The following is a 19,380-nucleotide window of genomic DNA, read 5'->3' on the forward strand; positions in this document are numbered from 1 at the left end:
TCTAGGTCGTATGAGCGCCACAGCATCCGAGGAGGACCTGACCGACGACGAGTTGGCGGGTCTCGAACTCGTGCGCGAGAGCGGGGGCATCCACCAGAGCGAGTTCTGGAAGGCCCTCGACGTCTCCTCGCGCAAGGGGAGTCGCATCGTCGAGTCGCTGGTCGAGAAGGAACTCATCGACCGCGAGGACACGGTCTACGAGGGGCACAACACGTACTACCTGACGCCGACGGCCGCCGACCTCGACTTCTCGCTGCTGATGGCCGGCGACATGCTCTCGCCGTTCGTCGCCGACGACGAACTCGACACGAGCAGCGACGCCTTCTCGCAGTGGATCATGCGGCTGGCGTACCAGTAGTCGGACCTTTTTACGCCTCGGGTGCGCTTCGCGCACCGCTCGGCGCAGAAAGCTACGGTAAAAAGAGCCGCGAACAACGCGGCGCGTTGCTCGCGGTGGACCGCGTCGCGAAGCGGCGCGGACCCTGGATACCGTTCGTTAGGTTCGGTGGAGAGCGCCGGGAGCGTTCCGGGGGTCCGTCGAGCGGCGGGGACGTGCGGCAGGAGTCAGATACCCCGTGGCCCGGTTATCGTCGGCATCGCGGCGACGTTACCGGACCCGACCGCCCGCCCGACGGTCGCCCACAGACGGTCGACGGTCCGGGTGAGCGGCGACTCCGTCGGTTGCGACTCGGCCGCGGCGCGCTGGTAGTCCACGTAGCGGACGTTCACCGTCACGGGGTGGCCCACGTCGTCGCTGATGCGCTCGCGTAACTGTTCGGCCAGGACCGGGTACTCGCTGTCGGCGGTCCGTCCCACCGTCACCGTCACCGTCTCGACGCTGCCGAACGCCTCCATGTCGTTGTAGTCGGTCTGGACGCCGACGAGGTCGAGGCCCTCGTAGGTGTCGTCGGACAGCACCGCCTCGACGTCGCGGTCGACGGTCTGCTCGTAGGCGATGTGCTGGTAGGTCGCGAACGAGGTGAGCACGAGCATGACGGCGAACGCGAGGACGACGACGGCGTAGGCGCCCGTCCGGACCGAGACGGAGACGTTCTCCCGGACGCTCCCGACGACCGACGACCGGTAGCCGAGCGAGACGAGGCCGACGTACGCCGCGACGTTGATGAAGATGATGTTCATCAGGAGCAGGACGACCGCCCCGAGGGCGACCAGCGGGTCGCCCCAGACGACGCCGATGCCGGCGGTGGCGGCGGCGGGGACGATGGCCGCCGCGACGGCCACCCCCGCGATGGAGACGGGGAGGTCGGTCGCCAGCGCGAGCGCCCCGGCGAACCCGGCGGCGACGGCGATGACGAGCGTCAACATCCCCGGCGTGAGGAACGAACTCACCTGGTCTATCTGAGAGACGGCCGTCGAACTCGGGACGAAGTACGCCCACTGCAGCGCCAGGCTCATCAGTATCGCGGCGAGGAACGCGACGACGAGGCCGAGCGCCTGCGAGAGGACGCTCTCGACGACCATCTCCCGGTCGCTGATGACCGCGCCGACGCTCGCCGAGAGCGTCGACCCCGCGAACGGCGCGATGACCATCGCGCCGACGATGACGATGGCCGTATCCAGCAGGAGGCCCGCGACGGCGACGACGGCACTCAGCGCGGCGAACGCGATGTACGTCCGGCGCCCCGGCGTCAGGTCGTCCGCGCGCTCGCGGAGTTCGGGGTGCGAGACGCCCGCCTCCCCCTTCGGCCCCTCGACGTAGCGGTCGGCCACGGCGTCGGCGTTCGGGACGACCGCCCGGTCGACGTCCGTGACGACGGTGTAGGTGTCCTCGTCGAGGCCGGCGTCGTAGAGCCGGTCGAGTATCGCGTCTACCGCCCCCGCCGGGACGGGTACGTGAGCGATGACGCCGTCGCGCCCGCTCAGTTCGTCGCCGAGGAGGTAGTCGACGCCCGCGTCGTCGAGCGTCCGCTCGACCTCGGTTCGGACGTCGTTGGGGACGAAGACCTGGATGAGCCGCATTGCCGGGAGGACAGCGGGTGCCCGTTTCAGTGTTCTGGCTCGGGACGGTCACCCACGAGAGAGCCGTCGGTAAGGTCCATTGACCGCGAGCGAAGAAGGAACGCAGTTCGTGTCGAACGCGAGCGCGGTCAGCCGATGAGTCGCTCCTCGTCCTCCCAGTAGTCCTGGCGGATCTGGTACTTCTGGACCTTGCCGGTGGCAGTTTCGGGGAGGTCCTCGACGAACTCGACGCGTCGGGGTATCTTGTAGGCCGCCATGTGCTCGCGGGCGAACGACTCGATGTCGTCCGCCGTGAGGTCAGACCCCGGTTTCGGGACGACGAGCGCCGTCACCAGTTCGCCCCACTCGTCGCTCGGCGTGGGGATGACCGCCACCTTCCGGACGTCGGGATGGTCGTAGAGCGTGTCCTCGACCTCGATGGACGAGACGTTCTCACCCCCGGAGATGATGATGTCCTTCTTCCGGTCCTGGATGGATATCATCCCGTCCTCGTCCCACGTGGCGAGGTCGCCCGTGTGGAAGTAGCCCGGCCTGCGGGCGTTGAACGCCTCGTGGGTCTCCTCGTCCTTGTTGAGGTAGCGGTCCATCACCTGGTTGCCCTTCACGACGATTTCGCCCATCGACCGCCCGTCGCGGGGGACGTCCTCGCCGTCCTCGTCGACGACGCGCACGTCCGTCGCGAGGGTTTCGGAGCCCTGGAAGGACTTCATCTCGCGGCCGCGCTCGGCGAGGCGGCGCGGGGAGTTCGACGTGGTGATGATGGGGGCCGTCTCCGTGAGGCCGTAGATGTGGATGATGCGCCAGCCGATGTCGTCCTCGACCGTCTCGATGGTCGCCTTCGGCGGGGCGCTCCCCGCGGTGGCGATGCGCACCTCCCGGTCGCCCGTCGTGGGTTCGTCGGGGTGCTCCTCGCGGTAGGCGATGAGACGGTTGAGCACCGTCGGCGCGCCGCACAGGAACGACACGTCGTGGTCACGGACGCGTTCGAGCGTGCCCGCCGGGTCGAACGTGCGCTGACAGACGTGCGTCCCGCCGGTGCCCGTGATGGCGTAGGTGTGGCCCCAGCCGTTGCAGTGGAACATCGGCAGGGTCCAGAGGTAGGTGTCGTCGTCGCGTATCTCCATGTGCTGGTTGAGCACCAGCGCGTGCCAGTGTTCCGTCCGGTGGGTCCGGACGACGCCCTTCGGGTCGCCCGTCGTCCCGGAGGTGTAGTTGATGGAGGCGTCGTCGTCCTCGTCGATGTCGGGGCGCTCGGGCGCCTCGGGCGAGGCGTCGGCGAGCAGCCCCTCGTAGTCCGTCCAGTCGCCCTCGATGTCGTCGGCGCGATACCCGACGAAGTGTTCCGCGGGCACCGACTCGCGGACCGACTCGATGTTCTCGGCGTAGTCGTAGTCCGCGATGACCGTGTCCGCCGCGCAGTCGTTGAGGATGTACTCGAATTCCTCGGGCACGAGGCGGTAGTTCATCGGGACGAACACCGCCCCCAGTTGGTTCGTCGCGTAGAGCGACTCCAGGAAGTAGTGGGTGTTCGGTGCGAGCAGCGCGACTCGGTCCCCCTGTTCGACCCCCAGGTCGGCGAGCGCGTTCGACAGGCGGTTCACCCGCTCGCCGAACTCCGCGTAGGTGTACTCGGTCCCGTCGTGAGCGACCACCCCGACCACGTCGTCGTAGAGGTCGAGCGCCCGGTCGAGGAAGTCGAGCGTCCGCATTTGAACCTTCATGAACGTTCGGCCGGGTGTTTCGAGGGCGACGGCTAATGGTTTTCGCCGTCGCTCCGCAAATCCGCCTGTGTTAGGTAATCGCTGGTTGTGTTACGTCGCCGCGGAGGGGCGGGGGAGGCGAGGACCGGTCGCCGACGTCAGGCCAGCGCGCTCCCGACCCGGATTATCTCGCGCTCGCCGAAGGCCGGCCCGACGAACTGAATCCCCACTGGTAGGCCGTCGGTCTCGCCGGCGGGGACGGAGACCGCCGGCAGGTTCGCGAGGTTGACCGGGACGGTGTTGACGTCCGCGAGGTACATCTGGAGCGGGTCGTCGAGGCTCTCGCCGCGCTCGAAGGGCGGGACGGGCATCGTCGGCGAGGCGAGGACGTCGGCCTCCGAGAGCGCCGCGTCGAAGTCCTGGGCGACCCACGCCCGGGCGTCCTGGGCCTTCGCGTAGTACTTGTCGTGGTAGCCCGCCGAGAGGGCGTACGTGCCGAGGAGGATTCGGCGCTTGACCTCCTCGCCGAAGCCCTCCTCGCGGGCGCGGGCGAACGCCTCGTTCCAGTTGCCCTCGTAGCCGCCGGAGACGCCGTAGCGGACGCCGTCGAAGCGCGCGAGGTTCGAGGACGCCTCGGAGGTGGCGATGACGTAGTAGGCGGCGACGGCCCTCTCGACGGAGGGGAGCGACACCTCGACGGTCTCGGCCCCCTTGTCGCGCAGGTCGTCGAGCGCGGCCTCGAACGCCTCGCGGACCCCCTCGTCGACGCCCGTCACGAGTTCGGTCGGGACGCCGACGGTCGTCCCCTCGACGTCGCCGTCGGCGGCGCTCGCGTAGTCGCCACCGGCCTCGGCCTCGCGCGTCGTCGCGTCGCGCTCGTCGACGCCCGCGATGACCTCCAGCAGTTCGGCGGCCGCCTCGACCGTGGGCGCGAGCGGGCCGATCTGTTCCAGCGAGTTGGCGTAGGCGACGAGGCCGTAGCGCGAGACCAGCCCGTAGGTGGGCTTGATGCCGACGACGCCGCAGAAGGCGGCGGGGTTGCGGATGGACCCGCCGGTGTCGGTGCCGAGCGCGAGGTCGGCCTCGCCGGCGGCGACGGCGGCCGCCGACCCACCCGACGAACCGCCGGGGACCCGCCCGGGGGCGACGGGGTTCTCCGTCGGCCCGAAGTGGGACGTCTCGGTGGTCGAGCCCATCCCGAACTCGTCCATGTTGGTCTTGCCGACGATGGTGGCACCGGCGGCCTTCAGCCGCTCGACGACGGTGGCGTCGTACGGCGGGACGTACTCCTCGAGCATGGCCGACCCGCAGGTCGTCCTGACGCCCTCCGTGGAGATGTTGTCCTTGACGGCGACGGTTCGGCCGGCGAGCGGACCATCAGCCTCGCCCTCGACGGTCTCCTCGGTGATGAAGACGTTCTCCGCCATCTACGACACCCGCGGCCCCTTGAACTGGCCGTCCTCGGTCTCGGGGGCGTTGGCGAGCGCCGCCGACTGGTCGAGGCTCTCATGGACCTCGTCGGGACGCATGACGTTCACGAGGTCGCGCTCGCGGTCCACCTCGGGGACCTCGTCGAGGGTGTCGAAGTACGCGAGGATGTCGGCGAACTGTTCGGCGAACCGGCCGACCTCCTCCTCGTCCAGCGCGACCCGCGCGAGGCCAGCCACGTGGCGGACCTCCTCGGGGTCGACCGATGCATCGCTCATACTGGCCCCTGTTACGGGCGAACACTAAGGGTTTCGAAAGGGTGGATTCGCCGCGTAGCGGGCGTGGCACGCCGTCTCACGTTCAACGGATTTAAGTCACTCGGTTCCGTATTGTTGTGCACAGAGCGACGATTCTGGGTCGCGCGGCCCACCCACCCATCCCACACGATGACAGATACCACCATCCGGCGGCGCACGAACGAGCGAGAGCACGAGGAGGCACGAACAGCGGACGAGGAGGAGCGAGAGAGCCAGGAGTCCGAACTGGTCTGTCCGGAGTGCGGCGGCCGCCTGGAGTCGGACACCGAACACGGCGAGACCGTGTGTTCGGAGTGCGGCCTCGTGGTCGAAGAGGACAGCATCGACCGCGGCCCGGAGTGGCGCGCGTTCGACTCCGCCGAACGGGACCAGAAGTCGCGCGTCGGCGCCCCCACCACGAACATGATGCACGACAAGGGGCTGTCGACCAACATCGGCTGGCAGGACAAGGACGCCTACGGTAACTCCCTGTCCTCGCGCCAGCGCCAGAAGATGCAGCGGCTGCGCACGTGGAACGAGCGCTTCCGCACGCGCGACTCCAAGGAGCGCAACCTCAAGCAGGCGCTCGGGGAGATCGACCGCATGGCCAGCGCCCTCGGCCTCCCGAAGAACGTCCGGGAGACCGCCAGCGTCATCTATCGGCGCGCGCTCGCCGAGGACCTCCTGCCCGGCCGGTCCATCGAAGGAGTGGCGACGAGCGCCGTCTACGCCGCCGCCCGGCAGGCCGGCACCCCCCGCAGCCTCGACGAGGTGACGGGCGTCTCGCGCGTCGAGAAGGACGAGATAGCCCGCACGTATCGGTACGTCGTGCGTCAGCTCAGCCTGGAGATAAAGCCGGCGGACCCCGAGAGCTACGTCCCGCGCTTCGCCAGCGAACTCGACCTCAGCGACGAGACCGAGCGCCGGGCGCGCGAACTGCTGTCGAACGCGAAGGAGCAGGGCATCCACTCCGGGAAGTCGCCCGTGGGGCTGGCGGCGGCGGCCATCTACGCCGCGGCGCTGCTCTCGAACGAGAAGGTCACCCAGAGCCAGGTCTCCGACGTGGCCGACATCTCCGAAGTGACCATCCGTAACCGGTACCACGAACTGCTCGAAGCCGAGGGCAACGCCCCGGCGCTCTGAGCGCGGCCGGTATCTGTCTTCGTCCTCTCGTTCTCTCCACCCGCCAGCGACGCGTATCGGAACCGCGAAACCCCGGCCGCTCGCAGGGGAGTCATGGAGACGACCCGCCACTTCGTGGCGACGGTGTACGTCGTCAACGACGGCGCGACGGCGCTACACGAACACGAGCGACTGGGCATGTGGCTCCCGCCCGGTGGCCACCTCGACCGTGACGAACTGCCCCACGAGGCGGCCGCCCGGGAGGTGCGCGAGGAGACCGGCCTCGACGTCGACCTGCTCGCGCCGACGGGCGACGTCGGCTCCGAGACGGCCCGTTCGCTCCCGACGCCCCAGCAGTTCCTGCTGGAGGACATCGACGTCCACCCCGACGGCTCCGTGAGTCACCAGCACGTCGACTTCGTCTACTACGGGCGCGTCCCGTCCCGCGACATCGACCCGGCGGGCCACGACGAGGCCGACGCCGCGCGCTGGGAGTGGTTCACGCGCGAGGACCTCCGCGCGAACGCCGACCGTCTCGAACCGGACGTCGTCGAGGTGGGTCGGCGGGCCATCGCGGCGGTCGGCGAGCGTTAGAACAGCGAGGTCATCGCCAGCAGCGCGCGGCGCTTGACGGCGCCGCCGGCCTGCCGGAAACTGATGCGCCAGGGGGTGCGCCGGCCGACGACGGTGGTCTCGCCGGCGACGATGGCGTCGAGGATGCCCTCGGCGCTCCGGTCGTCGGTCGCGACGTGCGTCACGGCCTGGCCGACCATCTCGGCGATGTGGGCGTCGCTGCCGGCGGTCATCGGGAGGCCGCGACGCTCGGCGAAGCGTTCGGCCTGCCGGTTCGACCGCCCGGTCAGCAGGCGCGAGTTGTACACCTCGATGGCGTCGGCGCTCGCGAGTTCGTCGCGGGTGATGTGGGGGGCGACGCCGTGACGCGACTTCTGGAAGGGGTGGGGGACGACGGCGATGCCACCCTGGTCGCGGATGCGGTCGAGCGTCTCGGTGAACGAGAGGCCGGGCGGGACGGCCTCCTCGAGGCCGAGACCGAGGACGTGACCGGCCTGACTCGTTATCTCCATCCCCGTGATGCCGACGAGGCCGTACTCGTCGGCGACGGCCGCCATCTCGAGGCTGGCGTCTATCTCGTCGTGGTCGGTGACGGCGATGGCGTCGAGACCCACGGCTTCCGCCTGCTGGAGGATGAGTTCGATGGGGTCCCGCCCGTCGTACGAGAGTTCGGAGTGGGTGTGGAGCTCGACCGACAGCACGAGCGACGGTTCGGAGTGCGAGGAAAAAAGCCGTCCGGTCTCGTCGCCTCGGCGACCACGCGGCCGTCGCGCGAGCGCGCGTCGGGCCGTCGATTCGCCAGTCGAAGTACATCTATCTGTAGATTCGACGCCGTCTCGACCCGTCGATATTCACATATATGTATAGAACCGGCGGTCGGAGCGGCGGGCGATGGAAACCCCTATTGCTCCGGTTCGCACACGCACACCCAATGAGCCTCGCCCCCTCGGACCGCGCGCTCGTCGTCGAGGAACTCGGTCGGGAGCCGACGCCGGCGGAGGAAGCGCTCTTCGAGAACCTCTGGAGCGAACACTGCGCCTACCGCTCCTCGCGCCCCCTGCTGTCGGCGTTCGACAGCGGCGAGGCAGTCGCCGGCGAGCCCGAACGGGGCGATATCGTCGTCGGCCCCGGCGACGACGCCGCCGTGGTCGCGCTCTCGCCCGAGTGGTACGTCACGCTCGGCATCGAGAGCCACAACCACCCCTCCTACGTCGACCCGTACGACGGAGCGGCGACGGGCGTCGGGGGCATCGTCCGCGACACGCTCTCGATGGGCGCCTACCCCATCGCGCTGACCGACTCGCTCTACTTCGGTGGGTTGCTCGACCGGCCGGCGGCCGAGGACGCGGACCGCGAGCACTCGCGGTACCTCTTCGAGGGCGTCGTCGAGGGCATCGCGGACTACGGGAACTCCATCGGCGTCCCTACCGTCGGCGGGAGCGTCGCCTTCCACGACGGCTACGTGGGCAACCCGCTGGTGAACGTCGCCTGCGTCGGCCTGCTCCACGCCGACCGACTCGTCACCGCCGAGGCGGAGACGCCCGGGAACGCCCTCGTCCTCGTCGGCAACGCCACCGGCCGCGACGGCCTCGGGGGTGCCTCCTTCGCCAGCGAGGACCTGAGCGAGGATGCAGAAACGGAAGACCGCCCCGCCGTCCAGGTGGGGGACCCGTACACGGAGAAACGGCTCGTCGAGTGTAACGAGGCGCTGCTCGACGAGGGCCTCCTCGTCGCGGCGCGCGACCTGGGGGCGGCCGGCCTCGGGGGCGCGTCGAGCGAACTCGTCGCGAAGGGCGGCCTCGGCGCGCACATCGACCTCGAGCGCGTCCACCAGCGCGAACCGAACATGCGCCCGCTGGAGATTCTGCTCGCGGAGTCCCAGGAGCGGATGTGCTACGAGGTCCGCCCGGCGGACGTCGACCGCGTCCGGGAACTCGCCGAGCGCTTCGACCTCGGCTGCTCGGTCATCGGGGAGGTCACCGAGGGCAACTACGTCTGCGCGATGGACGGCGAGGTGGTCGTCGACGTCCCCGCCGAGTACCTCGCCGAGGGTGCGCCGATGAACGACCTCGACGCGGTCGCCCCGGAACCCCCAGTTCAGGACCTCCCCGACGTCGCCCTCGAGACGGCGTTCGAGGCCGTCGTCGGCAGTCCGAGCACGGCGAGCAAGCGCTGGGTCTACCGGCAGTACGACCACGAGGTCGGCGCCCGGACCGTCGTTCGCCCCGGCGACGACGCCGCGCTGCTCGCGATTCGCGAGTGCGGCGACGAGACGGGCCTCGCGCTCTCGGCGGGCGCGGAACCCAACTGGACGAGCGCGGCCCCCTACGAGGGGGCGCGCGCCGTCGCACTGGAGAACGCGACGAACCTCGCGGCGAAGGGCGCACGCCCGCTCGCCGCGGTCGACTGCCTCAACGGCGGGAACCCCGAGAAGCCCGAGGTGTACGGCGGCTTTCGTGCCGTCGTCGACGGCCTCGCGGACATGTGCAGCGCGCTCTCGGTCCCCGTCGTCGGGGGGAACGTCTCGCTGTACAACGACTCGACGAGCGGCCCCATCCCCCCGACGCCGACGCTGGCCGTGGTGGGGACGACCGACGGCTACGCGACGCCCCCGGCGACGTTCGCGGGCGAGGGGACGCTCCTCGTCGTGGGCGACGCCGAGGACGGCGAGCACGCGCTCGGCGGGAGCGAGTACCTCGCCCGGTTCGGTGGGAGCGACGCCTTCCCCGCGCCGCCGGCCGACGACGACGCGGCCGGCCTCGTCGAGGCGCTGGCGGACGTGGCCGGCCGCGAGGGGACGCTCGCGGTCCACGACGCGAGCCACGGCGGCCTCGCGGTCACGCTGGCCGAGATGGTGACGACGGCGGCGGGCGCGCGCGTCGACCTCGGGGGGACGGACGCCCACGGGCGCCTCTTCTCCGAGCGGGCGGGCCGGGCCGTCGTCGAGACGACCGACCCCGAGGGGGTCCGCGAGGCGTTCGCGGGCGTCGCGCCCGTGAGCGAGGTAGGGACGGCCGACGCGTCGGGTGCGCTCGCGCTGACCGCCGGCGGCGAGACGCTTCGCTACGACGCGGCGGCGATTCGAGACCTGCGGGCCGTCATCGAGCGCGAACTCGCGTAGCGTCCTCGTGCTCCTCGCCGGGACCGGCCTCCTCCGGAGCGCCGGCGCGTTCGCGGTCCGTCCACCCGTAGCGCTCGACGACGCGCGGTGCCAGTTTCACGCTCACGACGGCGAGGACGATGCCGGCGAGGACGTCGATACCCCAGTGGATGCCGAGGTACATCGTCGAGACGACGACGCTGGTGGCGACCAGGACGGCGAGCGGTACCCACCGCGGGTACGTCTCGCGGGTCTCCCACGCGAGGAGCGCGACGGTCACCGACAGCGACGTGTGCAGCGACGGGAAGACGTTGGTGTTCGCGTTCACCTCGCTCGTGAGCAGCTGTGAACTCGGGTAGGTGGTGTACAGCAACGCGTCGACGAGTTCCGGCATGACGTTCCGGGGGCCGTAGGAGATGAACAGCGTGTAGCAGACGAGGCCGATGGCGTAGTTGAGGCCGTAGGCGACGGCGGTGCGCTGGAGCGCGTCGGTCCGCGGGAGCGCGAAGTACGCGAGGACCGGGAAGACCAGCAGGAAGACGTAGCCGTAGACGTAGATGAACGAGAAGTACGCCGTGAGCGTCGGCGTCGCGAACGACTGGAGGCTCGCGACGAACGTCCCCTCCAGGTCGAGGATGTAGGCGGTGACGTTGATACCGACGAGCCAGGACACGTCGGGGCCGTAGTCGCGTCCGAGTTTACTCAGCAGGAGGCTCGCGCCGAGGACGGCGAGGCTGGGGGCGGCGACCCGGAGTCGGCGTTCGGCGTCGCCGTACGTCGCGCGCAGGCGGTCGAGGCCGACGACGCCGAACGCCGTCACGACGAGCATGCTCCCGCAGACGAGGACGAGACTGACGACGACGGTCGCGAGGCTCATGGTGGTGTCACCGCTGGTGGAGGGCGCCGTCGTGGTAGCGGTAGCCCGCGTCGACGAACTCGGCGCGGGCGCGCTCGACGTCGAGGTCGCCGTCCTCCCCGGGGAAGGGGAGGACGGGGTCGGTACCGTTCCACGCGAGCGAGTCGGGGAGCCAGTCGGTCGTGGCGAGGGGGCTCGCGGCGGCGGTCGCGTGGCCGTCGAACACCGACTCGACGACGTGTTCCCTGTCGAGCAGGCGAGCGACAGCCCGACGGAACCGGAGGTTCGAGAGGGGTGCCTGCCGGGTGTTGTAGCCGACGTGGTAGAACACCGGCGAGGCGTCGGTGGCCACCTCGACGGCGGAGTCGGTGGCGGCGGCCCGCTCGAGTTTGGTCAGCACTCCCGCCCCGAGCGCGGTCGCCGTCACGTCGGCGTCGCCCGCTTCGATGGTCTGGACCGCGACGTCGTCGGAGGGGACGGCCTGGAAGACGAGACGGTCGAACGCGGGGCCGACGACGACGTCCTCGAGTGCGCCGTCGAGCGTCCTGCAGAAGTGGTCGTCGGTCGGGGCGAGGACGACCCGGCGGCTCTCCTCGAGCGTGTCCAGACGCAGCGGACCGCTCCCGACCGGGTCGGCGTTGTCCCAGACGAGCGCCTCGGTCGTCTCCTCGTCGACGGACACCCCTGCGACCGTCGCCGGACCGGTCCGCTCGTGCCAGACGTGCTGCGGGAGTATCGGGACGGTGAGCGCCCGCGTCGCCGCGGGGTGGGCGGTGTCGTCGAACGCGAGTTCGACCGTCCGGTCGTCGACCACGGAGGCGTCGGCGACGAGCGAGGCGCGCCCGCGGAACCGCTCGGCGGGCACCGGTGCGTCCGCCTCGCCGAGCGACGTGTCCCGGAGGAAGCGGTAGGTGAACGCAACGTCGTCGGCGGTGAGGGTGCGGCCGTCGTGCCACGACGCCTCGCGCAGTCCGACGGTGGCGCGCAGGCCGCCGTCGTCGGTGTCCGACCACTCCCACTCCGTCGCGAGCCAGGGGCGGACGGCCCCCCCGTACTCCCGGCCGAGCGCGTCGTAGAGCAGTTCCGTCACCACGCCCCGGTCGCGGTACTCCGCCGCGATGGGGTTGAGGTTCCGCGTCGGGCGCACGTCCCGCAGGAGGGCGGTCAGGGTGGTCGCGTCGGGGTCCTCGCGCTCGACGGAGAGGTAGGCGAGTGAACTCGTGGGCCGTTCGTCCCATCCCGCGAACCGGTCGGTTCGCCTCGCGAGGATGTCGTCCGGGTACGCGACGACGGTGAAGGGTTGCGTCTGGACGACCTCCTGCAGGAGGTCCGCGACGACCTGAGGACGCTCCTCGCGGGCGGCCCGCCGCTGGGCGTCGAGGAGTTCGTCCATCGTGAAGTCGACGTAGCCGAAGGGGTTCTGGCGACCCCGCTCGCCGACGAACTGCGAGTGGAGGAGCGGCCGGAGGAAGTCGGGGTCGTTCCCCTCGACGAAGGGGGCGACGTAGAGGTCGAAGTCGTGGTTGATGAGCAGTTGTCGGTAGAGTTCCTCACGCGGCAACGGGTGCAGTCGCGTCTCGATACCGACGGCTTCGAGCGCGCTCGACAGCGCACGGGCGATACGGACGGCGTAGGGGTCCGAGTCGGTGGGGAGGGTCTTGATGGAGAGCGAGAGCGGCGAGGAGCGGCGGCGACCGGCGAGGTTGCGGAACCCCTGGAGGCATCCGGCCGACGCGGCGAGCGCCGCGCTGGCGCCGCAGAGCACGTGCCGCCTGCGCAGTCCATCGCGTCGTGTGGGGGACATCGGTAGGTTTATGTCATATCTTCGTCGTGTTCGACGCGGTCGAAGATACGTATTTCTCCGGAGGGATAACTGGTCCGATGTAGCGCATCGGAACGACTAAACCGCTCCGATTAGGGGAAGGACGAGCGCCGTCACCCAGCAGGCGGCGCCGAGGGCGACCGTCCGGCGGTCCGAGGCGGCCCCGCCCGCCGCGAGGATACCCGCCGCGAGGAGCACCGCGCCGCGGTGGAGGACCACCCGAATCGGGAGCGACGCGACCCCGAGGAGGGCGTAGTCGAGGACGACGGCCACCCCGAGACCGACGGCGACGAGCGTGAACGCAGTGCCGCGGTCGCACGCGCGAGACGACGCGACCGCCGCGGCGGGGACGCCGAACGCGAGCACCGGGTACAGCAGGCCGGCGGCCACCTTCGGCGTGACGCCGCCGAGTATCCCCTCCAGCGCGATGCCGCCGACGCGGACGCCGAGGTAGAGCCCCGCCGGCACGACGGCGGGTGCGAGTGCCGCCGCGGCCGAGCGGACGCCCTCCCCGTCGAACCGCAGGCCCAGGTGGCGGCCGACGGGGAGGAGCAGGAGGGCGGCGGCGGGGACGCTCGCGCTGGGGACGAACCGGACCACCGAGGCCCAGCCGTCGCCGTCGGCCGTCCCGCCGTTGCCGAGGTTGACGCGAATGACCTCGTCGACGAACGGCGCGTCCATGAAGTCGACCTCGACGCGCCGCTGGGCGTCGCTGATGCCCGAGACGGTGTGTCGCAACCGGAACCAGTCCCAGTGTTCGCTGTGGGCCTGCATGGCCGTCCAGTCGGCGCCGGGCGGGGCGTAGGCCCGGACGTGGTCGCGCGCGCCGAGGTACGTCCCGTCGTGGAGCTGGTAGCGTTCGCGGAGCCACTCGCCGTCGCCCCCGGCCTCCGGGTCGGCGCCGGCGGGTTCGACGTAGGTGTACCGCGTCGCGCCGTGGGCGTCGCGCCAGACGAGGCGGTCGTCGACCACCTCGAAGGGGGCGTCCTCGAACGTCCCGTTGGTCGCGTTCTCGGCCGGGGCGCTCTCGTTGACCGGTCCGTCGGTCGTGTTGTTCACCTGCCAGTCGACGGCCGTGTCGTCGGTCATCGCGGCGCGGACCGTCGTCGGGTCGTCGAGGACGACGACGTTGAGCGCGAGTGTGCGCGTAGAGAAGTCCTGTCGCTTGCTCGTGTAGGGCCACAGGCGGTCGCCGTCGGGGGTCGGTTCGACGAGGTGGGGGCCGTCGGCGCGCTCGAGACGCTCGCGCTCGGTCTGTGCGCCGATGTCGTCGACCGCCGTCGCGCCCGCGAGGAGCGCGACGACCAGCAGCCCGGCGACGAACATCGTCCCGTCGTCTGCCATTCAGACCCGCGGATAGGGACGGTTCCGGTAAATAGTTTCTCGCCGGGGAGTCACGCGAGCGTGAGTGCGATGGGGACGCCGAAGACGACGGCGAGACCGACGAGCGCGACGACGAAACCGGTGACGACCTGTCCGCGGCTGTACGGTCCCTGCGGGGCGGTCTGGCGCTCGTCCGGACGGGGTTCGGGGGTCGTGCTCTCGTGGTCAGCGTGGTCGTCGTGGTCGCTCATGTCGCCCCCTGGTCGGGGAGCACACTTTGCCTTATCGGAGTGTCCGGGTCGGGGGGCGTGCGCTTTTTGATGCCGCGTGACAGACAGTGCCTATGCCCGTACCCGGCTACGACCCCGAGGACCTGGACCGCCTGCTGCTCGACCGACTGGGCGAGCGCGAACCGGCGACCCTCCTCGACGAGGCGGCCCTGCGCCGCTACGAGGCGGGCGCAGACCTCGTGGACGTCCTCGACGGGGAGACGGTCCGCGAGCTACTCTCCCAGTCGAGCGAGGCGTCGGAGTCCGAGTGACGCGCGGGCGACGCGGTGGCACACAGTCGAAATCGTGAAACCGGCGTCCAGCCAACCCTCGGGCAGATGCTGACCAAGCGGATCATCCCCTGTATCGACGTGGACCTGGACGAGGACGGGAACGCGGCGGTGTACACGGGGGTCAACTTCGAGAACCTCCAGTACACGGGCGACCCCGTCGAACTGGCGAAGAAGTACAACGAGGCCGGCGCCGACGAGTTCGTCTTCCTCGACATCACGGCGAGCGCCGACGGCCGCGAGACGATGCTCTCGGTCGTCGAGCAGGTCGCCGACGAGTGTTTCATCCCGCTCACCGTCGGCGGCGGCATCCGCACCCGCGAGGACATCAAGGAGACCCTCCGGGCGGGCGCGGACAAGGTGTCGATAACCACGGGCGCGCTCGAACGCCCCGAACTCATCACCGAGGGGGCCGCCGCCTTCGGCAGCCAGTGCATCGTCATCAGCGTGGACGCCCGCCGACGGTACGACGAGGCGGGCGAGCACTTCGTCGAGGTCGACGGGGAGTCCTGCTGGTTCGAGTGCACGAAGAAGGGCGGTCGGGAGGGGACGGGCGTCGACGTCGTCGAGTGGTCGCGCGAGGCCGAGGAGCACGGCGCGGGCGAACTGTTCGTCAACTCCATCGACGCCGACGGCACCAAGGACGGCTACGACATCCCGCTGACGAGCGCCGTCTGTGACACCGTCTCGACGCCCGTCATCGCCTCGTCCGGCTGTGGCGGCCCCGAGGACGCCTACGAAGTGTTCACCGAGGCGGGCGCCGACGCCGCCCTCGCCGCCTCCATCTTCCACTTCGGCGAGTACACCATCGACGAGGTCAAGGCCTACCTCGACGACCGGGACGTCCCGGTCCGTCGCTGACGGGTCCAGGGTCGACGACCGGAACTGCTCCGGGAGCGCTTCAGACCCCCGAAATCGACCGACAGAACCGTCTCGACTGTTTACTTTCACCGAGCTAGCCGCCCCCTTTTGCCGGTCGGTCGCTAGCCTCTAGTCGTCCCCTCGGGGCCGGGAATCGACCGCCTCCGGTGCCCGGAGGGACGCGACGACGTGTGCACTCGGCGGCGGCCGCGTGTGCCGGGGGGTCCCCACACCGCCCCCCATCCCCACACCGCACCGAACCGCCGATTCACGGAGACTTCGAATGACGACAGACCACCTACGCCGAGCGCCGCCGGGCGCCTCCCGGCGGCCGACCGACCGAGAGCGCCGCCCGGCAGTGTCGGGCCCCCACCCGGGGTACGACCGCTACGGGCGGCTCGACCACTACTACTGGCGCTGCGAGCGCTGCGGCCTGGAGGCGACCGACGCGGCGCTCGAACGCCGCTGTCCCCGCTGCGGAGGGGACGATGCCTGAGGAGCGCGCCTCGCCGAGCGGCGGGTGGCACGAGGTGTACGGCGCGATGGCCGTCGACACCGACTTCGAGGCCGACAGCCTCGACTGTCCCGCCTGCGGCGACGACTGCCCGCGCCTGCACGGCCGGACCTTCTGGTGTCCCACCCACGGGACGTGGGAGGCCCGCTCAGCGAGCGCCGCCTAGGCCCCGCCCTGTCGCTCGACGGCCAGCGTGAACCCCCACGTCGCCTGCTCGCCGCCGCTGGCGGGTCCCTCCTCCTCGTCGCCGACGGAGAACGTGCTCTCGAAGCGGAACTCCCCGGTCGGAACACACGGCTCTCCTTCCTCCATCTCACCGAGCGCCCACACGCCGAGGTCCGAACTCGCGGACGCCCCCGCTTCGAGCGTCCGCGTCCGGTACTCGTCGGTGACGGCGACCCCCGATTCGAGCCGCCAGCAGCCCTGCGAGACGGGGTCGTACTCGTCGGCCGGTCCCGGGAGCAACATCAATCCCCCCTCCTCGCGGGAGGTGACGTACTCGAACACCACGGCCCGTCCCTCGCCGACCGTCACCGTCCGGTCCGACTCGTTGGTCACCGTCGCGCGCAGGCGGGGCGGGCGCTCGCCGGTCGCCGTCGCCTCGAGTACCTCGACCTCCGGACGGACGGCGAGGTCCGGCGCGTCGTCCGTCTCGGCGACGGAGACGGTGACGTGGTCGGTCGGTTGCGACCCGCCGTCGGTGTCGTTCCCGTCCGTGCCGTTCGTGTCGTTCGTGTCGTTCGTGTCGTTGCCGTCGCTCTCGTTTCCGTCCGTGTCGTTCGTGTCGTTGCCGCTCCCACCGCCGCCGTTCCCGCCTGCACCGGGCGAGTCCGCGACGCAGCCGGTCAGCAGGCCCGCGAGCGACACTGCACCGAGTCTGATGGTCGTTCGTCGTCGCATGACCGTCCGATGGCGAGACACGGACAAAAGTCCGCTCCAGTGTCAAACGGCGGTTTGATGGCTTCGTGGCGGTCACCCGGACAGCGTCCCGCTCGTGAATTTCGGGCGGCGCCCGCGGCTGAACTGGACGAACGGCGCGAGCAACACCGGTCCCAGGAAGACGCCGACCCACCCGAAGACCATCGTCCCGAGGACGTACGCGAGCACGACGACGCTCCGTGTGAGGAGAGAGCGGAGCGTACCCACGAGTACGGGTGGTAGGTCGCCGAGACGGCGACGTGGGTCGCGAGAGGGGAGCGTCAGTCGGACTACGCCGCGGACTGGAAGGCGTCGCGGAAGGCGGTCGTCTTGTCCTTGACGTTGCGGGCGGCGGCCTCGAGCGCGTCGAGCGGGTCGACCTCCCCGTCGGTCTTGACCGTCAGGATGGGGTCGGTCTGGCCGCCCGACTGCTCGGGGTTCACGTCGTAGGTCGCGGCGGTGACGCCCGCCGTCTCCAGGAGCGCCCCCTTCAGCACGTTCATGAAGGTGTGGTCCTCGCCGGCGATCTCGATAGAGAGTTCCGTCGGCTCGTTGTCGATGACCCGGAGTTCCATACACGTACGTCGTCGATGCGTCGTTTCAACGTTTCGAAGCCGACGGTAGAGTTACAAGCCGCGACCACGGGACATACGGGTATGGTTACCACGATAGGTGATACCCTCGAACAGTCCGCCGACAAGTACCCGGACCGCGCGGCCGTCGTCTACCCGCGACGCGGCCAGCGCTGGACGTTCGCCGAGTTCGACGCCGAGGTGAACCGCCTCGCGGACGCCCTCGCCGACCTCGGCGTCGAGCGGGGCGACCGGGTATCGACGGTCCTCTACAACGGGAGCGAACTCGTCCTCACGGTGTACGCCTGCGCGAAACTCGGTGCCGTGTTCAACCCGCTGAACTACCGCCTCCCCGCGGGCGAGGTCGAGTTCATCCTCGGCGACGCCGAGTCGAGCGTCGTCGTCTTCGAGGCGGCCACCCGCGAGGCCGTCGCCGGGGCGCGCCCCGACCTGGAGACCGTCGAGGAGTACCTCTACGTCGACGGCCCGGCAGCGCCGACGGGCGAGGGGAGCGAGACGACCGACCTCCCCGAGTTCGCCGACGACTTCTACGACGTGCTCGCGACGGGAAGCACCGACCCGCCGAGCGCGACGGTGTCGGAGGACGACGTCTACGCGTTCATCTACACCTCGGGGACGACGGGCCGGCCGAAGGGCGTCGTCCACGAGCACCGCGACATGGTCGAGCACAGCCTCATCTGCCTCGCCGAGAGCGGCATCGACAAGAACGCCGTCGGGCTGTCGGTCCTGCCGCTGTACCACTGCGCGGAACTCCACGCCAACCTCTTCCCGCGGGTCCAGGTCGGCGCCACCTCGATAATCCACCACGAGTTCGACCCGGTGGCGACCCTGCGGGCGATAGAGGAGTACGGGGTCACCCAGCTGTTCTGCGCGCCGACGGCGTGGAACGCCCTCCTGCAGGTCGTCCCGGACCTCGACGTGGACGTCTCCTCGCTCGAAATCGGGTTCTACGGGGCGGCGCCGATGCCCCGGCGCGTCCTCGACGGGTGCATGGAACACTTCACCGAGGACTACCTGCAGGCCTACGGGATGACCGAAATCGGCCCCTGCGGGACGTTCCAGCACCCCGACGAACAGCTCTCGAAACAGGGGTCGGCGGGGCTGCCGGCGCTCGGCCACGACATGCGCATCGTCAGGCCGAACCGCGCCCCCGACGAGGTGGTCGAGCGGGGCGAGGTCGGCGAGATACTCTTCTCGGGGCCCTGCACCATGCGCGAGTACTGGAACCGCCCCGACGCCACCGCCGAGTCGCTGCGCGAGGCGGAGGGGAAGACCTGGTACTACACGGGGGACCTGGGCTACCGCGACGAGGACGGCTACCTGTTCGTCGTCGACCGGAAGGACGACATGATACTCTCGGGCGGCGAGAACATCTACCCCACCGAAGTCGAGGACGTGCTGTTCTCCCACGACGACGTGGTCGAGGCGGCCGTCGTCGGCGAACCGGACGAGGAGTGGGGCGAGCGCGTCGTCGCCTACGTCGTCACGGCGAGCGGGGGCGAACCCGCCGAGGCGCTCGACGCCCACGTGCGAGCGAGCGACGGCGTGGCGGACTTCAAGCGCCCGCGCACCTACTACTTCGTCGACGAACTGCCGAAGAACCCGAGCGGGAAGGTCCAGAAGTTCAGGCTCCGCGACGACGAGGCGGCCGCGAGCGGCGAGACGGTCTGAGACCGCCGCTCGCCTCCGGGAGCCACTCGAACTACCATCGTTCGGCGTGAGCGCGTTCGGGGAA

Annotated in this window: 21 protein-coding genes; 9 read left to right on the top strand and 12 right to left on the bottom strand. The window is 70.3% G+C overall.

Annotation, left to right across the window (positions count from 1 at the left end):
- The first annotated feature begins 10 nt into the window (after window positions 1–10).
- The gene (locus P1Y20_RS05930; protein WP_304447739.1) at window positions 11–358 is read left to right on the top strand and encodes a helix-turn-helix transcriptional regulator; all 348 of its coding nucleotides are present in this window, start codon (window positions 11–13) and stop codon (window positions 356–358) included.
- A gap of 206 nt (window positions 359–564) precedes the next feature.
- Here P1Y20_RS05930 and P1Y20_RS05935 read toward each other — a convergent pair whose 3' ends face one another.
- The 4 genes from P1Y20_RS05935 to gatC form a co-directional block, all read right to left on the bottom strand.
- Window positions 565–1,980, bottom strand: coding sequence for a TIGR00341 family protein (locus P1Y20_RS05935; protein ID WP_304447740.1), 1,416 nt, complete (start codon window positions 1,978–1,980; stop codon window positions 565–567).
- Between the two features lie 128 nt (window positions 1,981–2,108).
- A complete protein-coding gene (locus P1Y20_RS05940) occupies window positions 2,109–3,701 on the bottom strand; it encodes a long-chain-fatty-acid--CoA ligase (RefSeq protein ID WP_304447741.1) in 1,593 nt (530 codons plus the stop codon).
- A 137-nt stretch (window positions 3,702–3,838) separates the two neighbouring features.
- Window positions 3,839–5,107, bottom strand: a complete 1,269-nt coding sequence (gene gatA, locus P1Y20_RS05945) for an Asp-tRNA(Asn)/Glu-tRNA(Gln) amidotransferase subunit GatA (RefSeq protein ID WP_304447742.1) — start codon at window positions 5,105–5,107, stop codon at window positions 3,839–3,841.
- Window positions 5,108–5,386 carry an Asp-tRNA(Asn)/Glu-tRNA(Gln) amidotransferase subunit GatC gene (gene gatC / locus P1Y20_RS05950; protein ID WP_304447743.1) on the bottom strand — a complete coding sequence of 93 codons (279 nt, stop codon included), beginning with the start codon at window positions 5,384–5,386 and terminating at the stop codon, window positions 5,108–5,110.
- A 168-nt stretch (window positions 5,387–5,554) separates the two neighbouring features.
- Between gatC and P1Y20_RS05955 the strand changes: the two genes are divergently transcribed.
- Window positions 5,555–6,547, top strand: coding sequence for a transcription initiation factor IIB (locus P1Y20_RS05955; protein WP_304447744.1), 993 nt, complete (start codon window positions 5,555–5,557; stop codon window positions 6,545–6,547).
- A 93-nt stretch (window positions 6,548–6,640) separates the two neighbouring features.
- Window positions 6,641–7,120, top strand: coding sequence for an NUDIX hydrolase (locus P1Y20_RS05960; RefSeq protein ID WP_304447745.1), 480 nt, complete (start codon window positions 6,641–6,643; stop codon window positions 7,118–7,120).
- Here P1Y20_RS05960 and P1Y20_RS05965 read toward each other — a convergent pair.
- Entirely contained in the window at window positions 7,117–7,800 is a 684-nt protein-coding gene (locus tag P1Y20_RS05965) for a PHP domain-containing protein (protein WP_304447746.1), read from the bottom strand. The genes P1Y20_RS05960 and P1Y20_RS05965 overlap by 4 nt on opposite strands.
- A 230-nt stretch (window positions 7,801–8,030) precedes the next feature.
- On the opposite strand from P1Y20_RS05965, the gene purL reads away from it, so the two are divergent.
- The gene (gene purL / locus P1Y20_RS05970) at window positions 8,031–10,220 is read left to right on the top strand and encodes a phosphoribosylformylglycinamidine synthase subunit PurL (protein ID WP_304447747.1); all 2,190 of its coding nucleotides are present in this window, start codon (window positions 8,031–8,033) and stop codon (window positions 10,218–10,220) included.
- Here the strand turns inward: purL and P1Y20_RS05975 are convergent.
- From P1Y20_RS05975 to P1Y20_RS05990, 4 genes are all read right to left on the bottom strand, one after another.
- The gene (locus P1Y20_RS05975) at window positions 10,198–11,076 is read right to left on the bottom strand and encodes a phosphatase PAP2 family protein (RefSeq protein ID WP_304447748.1); all 879 of its coding nucleotides are present in this window, start codon (window positions 11,074–11,076) and stop codon (window positions 10,198–10,200) included. The genes purL and P1Y20_RS05975 overlap by 23 nt on opposite strands.
- A gap of 7 nt (window positions 11,077–11,083) precedes the next feature.
- Window positions 11,084–12,859, bottom strand: a complete 1,776-nt coding sequence (locus tag P1Y20_RS05980) for an ABC transporter substrate-binding protein (RefSeq protein WP_304447749.1) — start codon at window positions 12,857–12,859, stop codon at window positions 11,084–11,086.
- Between the two features lie 96 nt (window positions 12,860–12,955).
- Window positions 12,956–14,221: a hypothetical protein gene (locus P1Y20_RS05985; RefSeq protein ID WP_304447750.1), complete on the bottom strand. Its 1,266-nt coding sequence runs from the start codon at window positions 14,219–14,221 to the stop codon at window positions 12,956–12,958.
- Window positions 14,222–14,271: 50 nt separating this feature from the next.
- Window positions 14,272–14,451, bottom strand: a complete 180-nt coding sequence (locus tag P1Y20_RS05990) for a DUF7550 family protein (RefSeq protein WP_304447751.1) — start codon at window positions 14,449–14,451, stop codon at window positions 14,272–14,274.
- 92 nt (window positions 14,452–14,543) lie between these two features.
- Between P1Y20_RS05990 and P1Y20_RS05995 the strand changes: the two genes are divergently transcribed.
- The 4 genes from P1Y20_RS05995 (at window position 14,544) to P1Y20_RS06010 (ending at window position 16,300) form a co-directional block, all read left to right on the top strand.
- A complete protein-coding gene (locus P1Y20_RS05995; protein WP_304447752.1) occupies window positions 14,544–14,741 on the top strand; it encodes a DUF8027 family protein in 198 nt (65 codons plus the stop codon).
- Window positions 14,742–14,807: 66 nt separating this feature from the next.
- Window positions 14,808–15,620 carry an imidazole glycerol phosphate synthase subunit HisF gene (gene hisF, locus P1Y20_RS06000; RefSeq protein ID WP_304447753.1) on the top strand — a complete coding sequence of 271 codons (813 nt, stop codon included), beginning with the start codon at window positions 14,808–14,810 and terminating at the stop codon, window positions 15,618–15,620.
- Between the two features lie 283 nt (window positions 15,621–15,903).
- Window positions 15,904–16,116: a DUF8118 domain-containing protein gene (locus P1Y20_RS06005; protein ID WP_304447754.1), complete on the top strand. Its 213-nt coding sequence runs from the start codon at window positions 15,904–15,906 to the stop codon at window positions 16,114–16,116.
- Window positions 16,109–16,300 (top strand): hypothetical protein, encoded by a 192-nt coding sequence (locus P1Y20_RS06010; RefSeq protein ID WP_304447755.1) that lies wholly within the window; start codon window positions 16,109–16,111, stop codon window positions 16,298–16,300. The genes P1Y20_RS06005 and P1Y20_RS06010 overlap by 8 nt, the downstream gene beginning before the upstream one ends.
- On the opposite strand, the gene P1Y20_RS06015 is transcribed toward P1Y20_RS06010, so the two are convergent.
- The 3 genes from P1Y20_RS06015 to P1Y20_RS06025 form a co-directional block, all read right to left on the bottom strand.
- Window positions 16,297–17,034 carry a hypothetical protein gene (locus tag P1Y20_RS06015; RefSeq protein WP_304447756.1) on the bottom strand — a complete coding sequence of 246 codons (738 nt, stop codon included), beginning with the start codon at window positions 17,032–17,034 and terminating at the stop codon, window positions 16,297–16,299. The two genes, P1Y20_RS06010 and P1Y20_RS06015, sit on opposite strands and share 4 nt — an antisense overlap.
- A 72-nt stretch (window positions 17,035–17,106) precedes the next feature.
- Complete coding sequence (locus P1Y20_RS06020) at window positions 17,107–17,280, bottom strand: hypothetical protein (RefSeq protein ID WP_304447757.1); 174 nt, start codon at window positions 17,278–17,280, stop codon at window positions 17,107–17,109.
- Window positions 17,281–17,342: 62 nt separating this feature from the next.
- A complete protein-coding gene (locus P1Y20_RS06025) occupies window positions 17,343–17,627 on the bottom strand; it encodes a DNA-directed RNA polymerase subunit L (RefSeq protein ID WP_304447758.1) in 285 nt (94 codons plus the stop codon).
- Window positions 17,628–17,708: 81 nt separating this feature from the next.
- Between P1Y20_RS06025 and P1Y20_RS06030 the strand changes: the two genes are divergently transcribed.
- Window positions 17,709–19,316, top strand: a complete 1,608-nt coding sequence (locus tag P1Y20_RS06030; protein ID WP_304447759.1) for a long-chain-fatty-acid--CoA ligase — start codon at window positions 17,709–17,711, stop codon at window positions 19,314–19,316.
- The last annotated feature ends 64 nt before the right edge of the window (window positions 19,317–19,380 follow it).

Source organism: Halomarina ordinaria (genome assembly GCF_030553305.1).
Lineage (GTDB): Archaea > Halobacteriota > Halobacteria > Halobacteriales > Haloarculaceae > Halomarina > Halomarina ordinaria.

Bases quoted from the DNA above. Each gene is read 5' to 3' on its own strand.
- P1Y20_RS05930 (WP_304447739.1), top strand. From the start codon at position 11: ATGAGCGCCACAGCATCCGAGGAGGACCTGACCGACGACGAGTTGGCG.
- P1Y20_RS05935 (WP_304447740.1), bottom strand. From the start codon at position 1,980: ATGCGGCTCATCCAGGTCTTCGTCCCCAACGACGTCCGAACCGAGGTC.
- P1Y20_RS05940 (WP_304447741.1), bottom strand. From the start codon at position 3,701: ATGAAGGTTCAAATGCGGACGCTCGACTTCCTCGACCGGGCGCTCGAC.
- gatA (WP_304447742.1), bottom strand. From the start codon at position 5,107: ATGGCGGAGAACGTCTTCATCACCGAGGAGACCGTCGAGGGCGAGGCT.
- gatC (WP_304447743.1), bottom strand. From the start codon at position 5,386: ATGAGCGATGCATCGGTCGACCCCGAGGAGGTCCGCCACGTGGCTGGC.
- P1Y20_RS05955 (WP_304447744.1), top strand. From the start codon at position 5,555: ATGACAGATACCACCATCCGGCGGCGCACGAACGAGCGAGAGCACGAG.
- P1Y20_RS05960 (WP_304447745.1), top strand. From the start codon at position 6,641: ATGGAGACGACCCGCCACTTCGTGGCGACGGTGTACGTCGTCAACGAC.
- purL (WP_304447747.1), top strand. From the start codon at position 8,031: ATGAGCCTCGCCCCCTCGGACCGCGCGCTCGTCGTCGAGGAACTCGGT.
- P1Y20_RS05975 (WP_304447748.1), bottom strand. From the start codon at position 11,076: ATGAGCCTCGCGACCGTCGTCGTCAGTCTCGTCCTCGTCTGCGGGAGC.
- P1Y20_RS05980 (WP_304447749.1), bottom strand. From the start codon at position 12,859: ATGTCCCCCACACGACGCGATGGACTGCGCAGGCGGCACGTGCTCTGC.
- P1Y20_RS05985 (WP_304447750.1), bottom strand. From the start codon at position 14,221: ATGGCAGACGACGGGACGATGTTCGTCGCCGGGCTGCTGGTCGTCGCG.
- P1Y20_RS05990 (WP_304447751.1), bottom strand. From the start codon at position 14,451: ATGAGCGACCACGACGACCACGCTGACCACGAGAGCACGACCCCCGAA.
- P1Y20_RS05995 (WP_304447752.1), top strand. From the start codon at position 14,544: ATGCCCGTACCCGGCTACGACCCCGAGGACCTGGACCGCCTGCTGCTC.
- hisF (WP_304447753.1), top strand. From the start codon at position 14,808: ATGCTGACCAAGCGGATCATCCCCTGTATCGACGTGGACCTGGACGAG.
- P1Y20_RS06005 (WP_304447754.1), top strand. From the start codon at position 15,904: ATGACGACAGACCACCTACGCCGAGCGCCGCCGGGCGCCTCCCGGCGG.
- P1Y20_RS06010 (WP_304447755.1), top strand. From the start codon at position 16,109: ATGCCTGAGGAGCGCGCCTCGCCGAGCGGCGGGTGGCACGAGGTGTAC.
- P1Y20_RS06015 (WP_304447756.1), bottom strand. From the start codon at position 17,034: ATGCGACGACGAACGACCATCAGACTCGGTGCAGTGTCGCTCGCGGGC.
- P1Y20_RS06025 (WP_304447758.1), bottom strand. From the start codon at position 17,627: ATGGAACTCCGGGTCATCGACAACGAGCCGACGGAACTCTCTATCGAG.
- P1Y20_RS06030 (WP_304447759.1), top strand. From the start codon at position 17,709: ATGGTTACCACGATAGGTGATACCCTCGAACAGTCCGCCGACAAGTAC.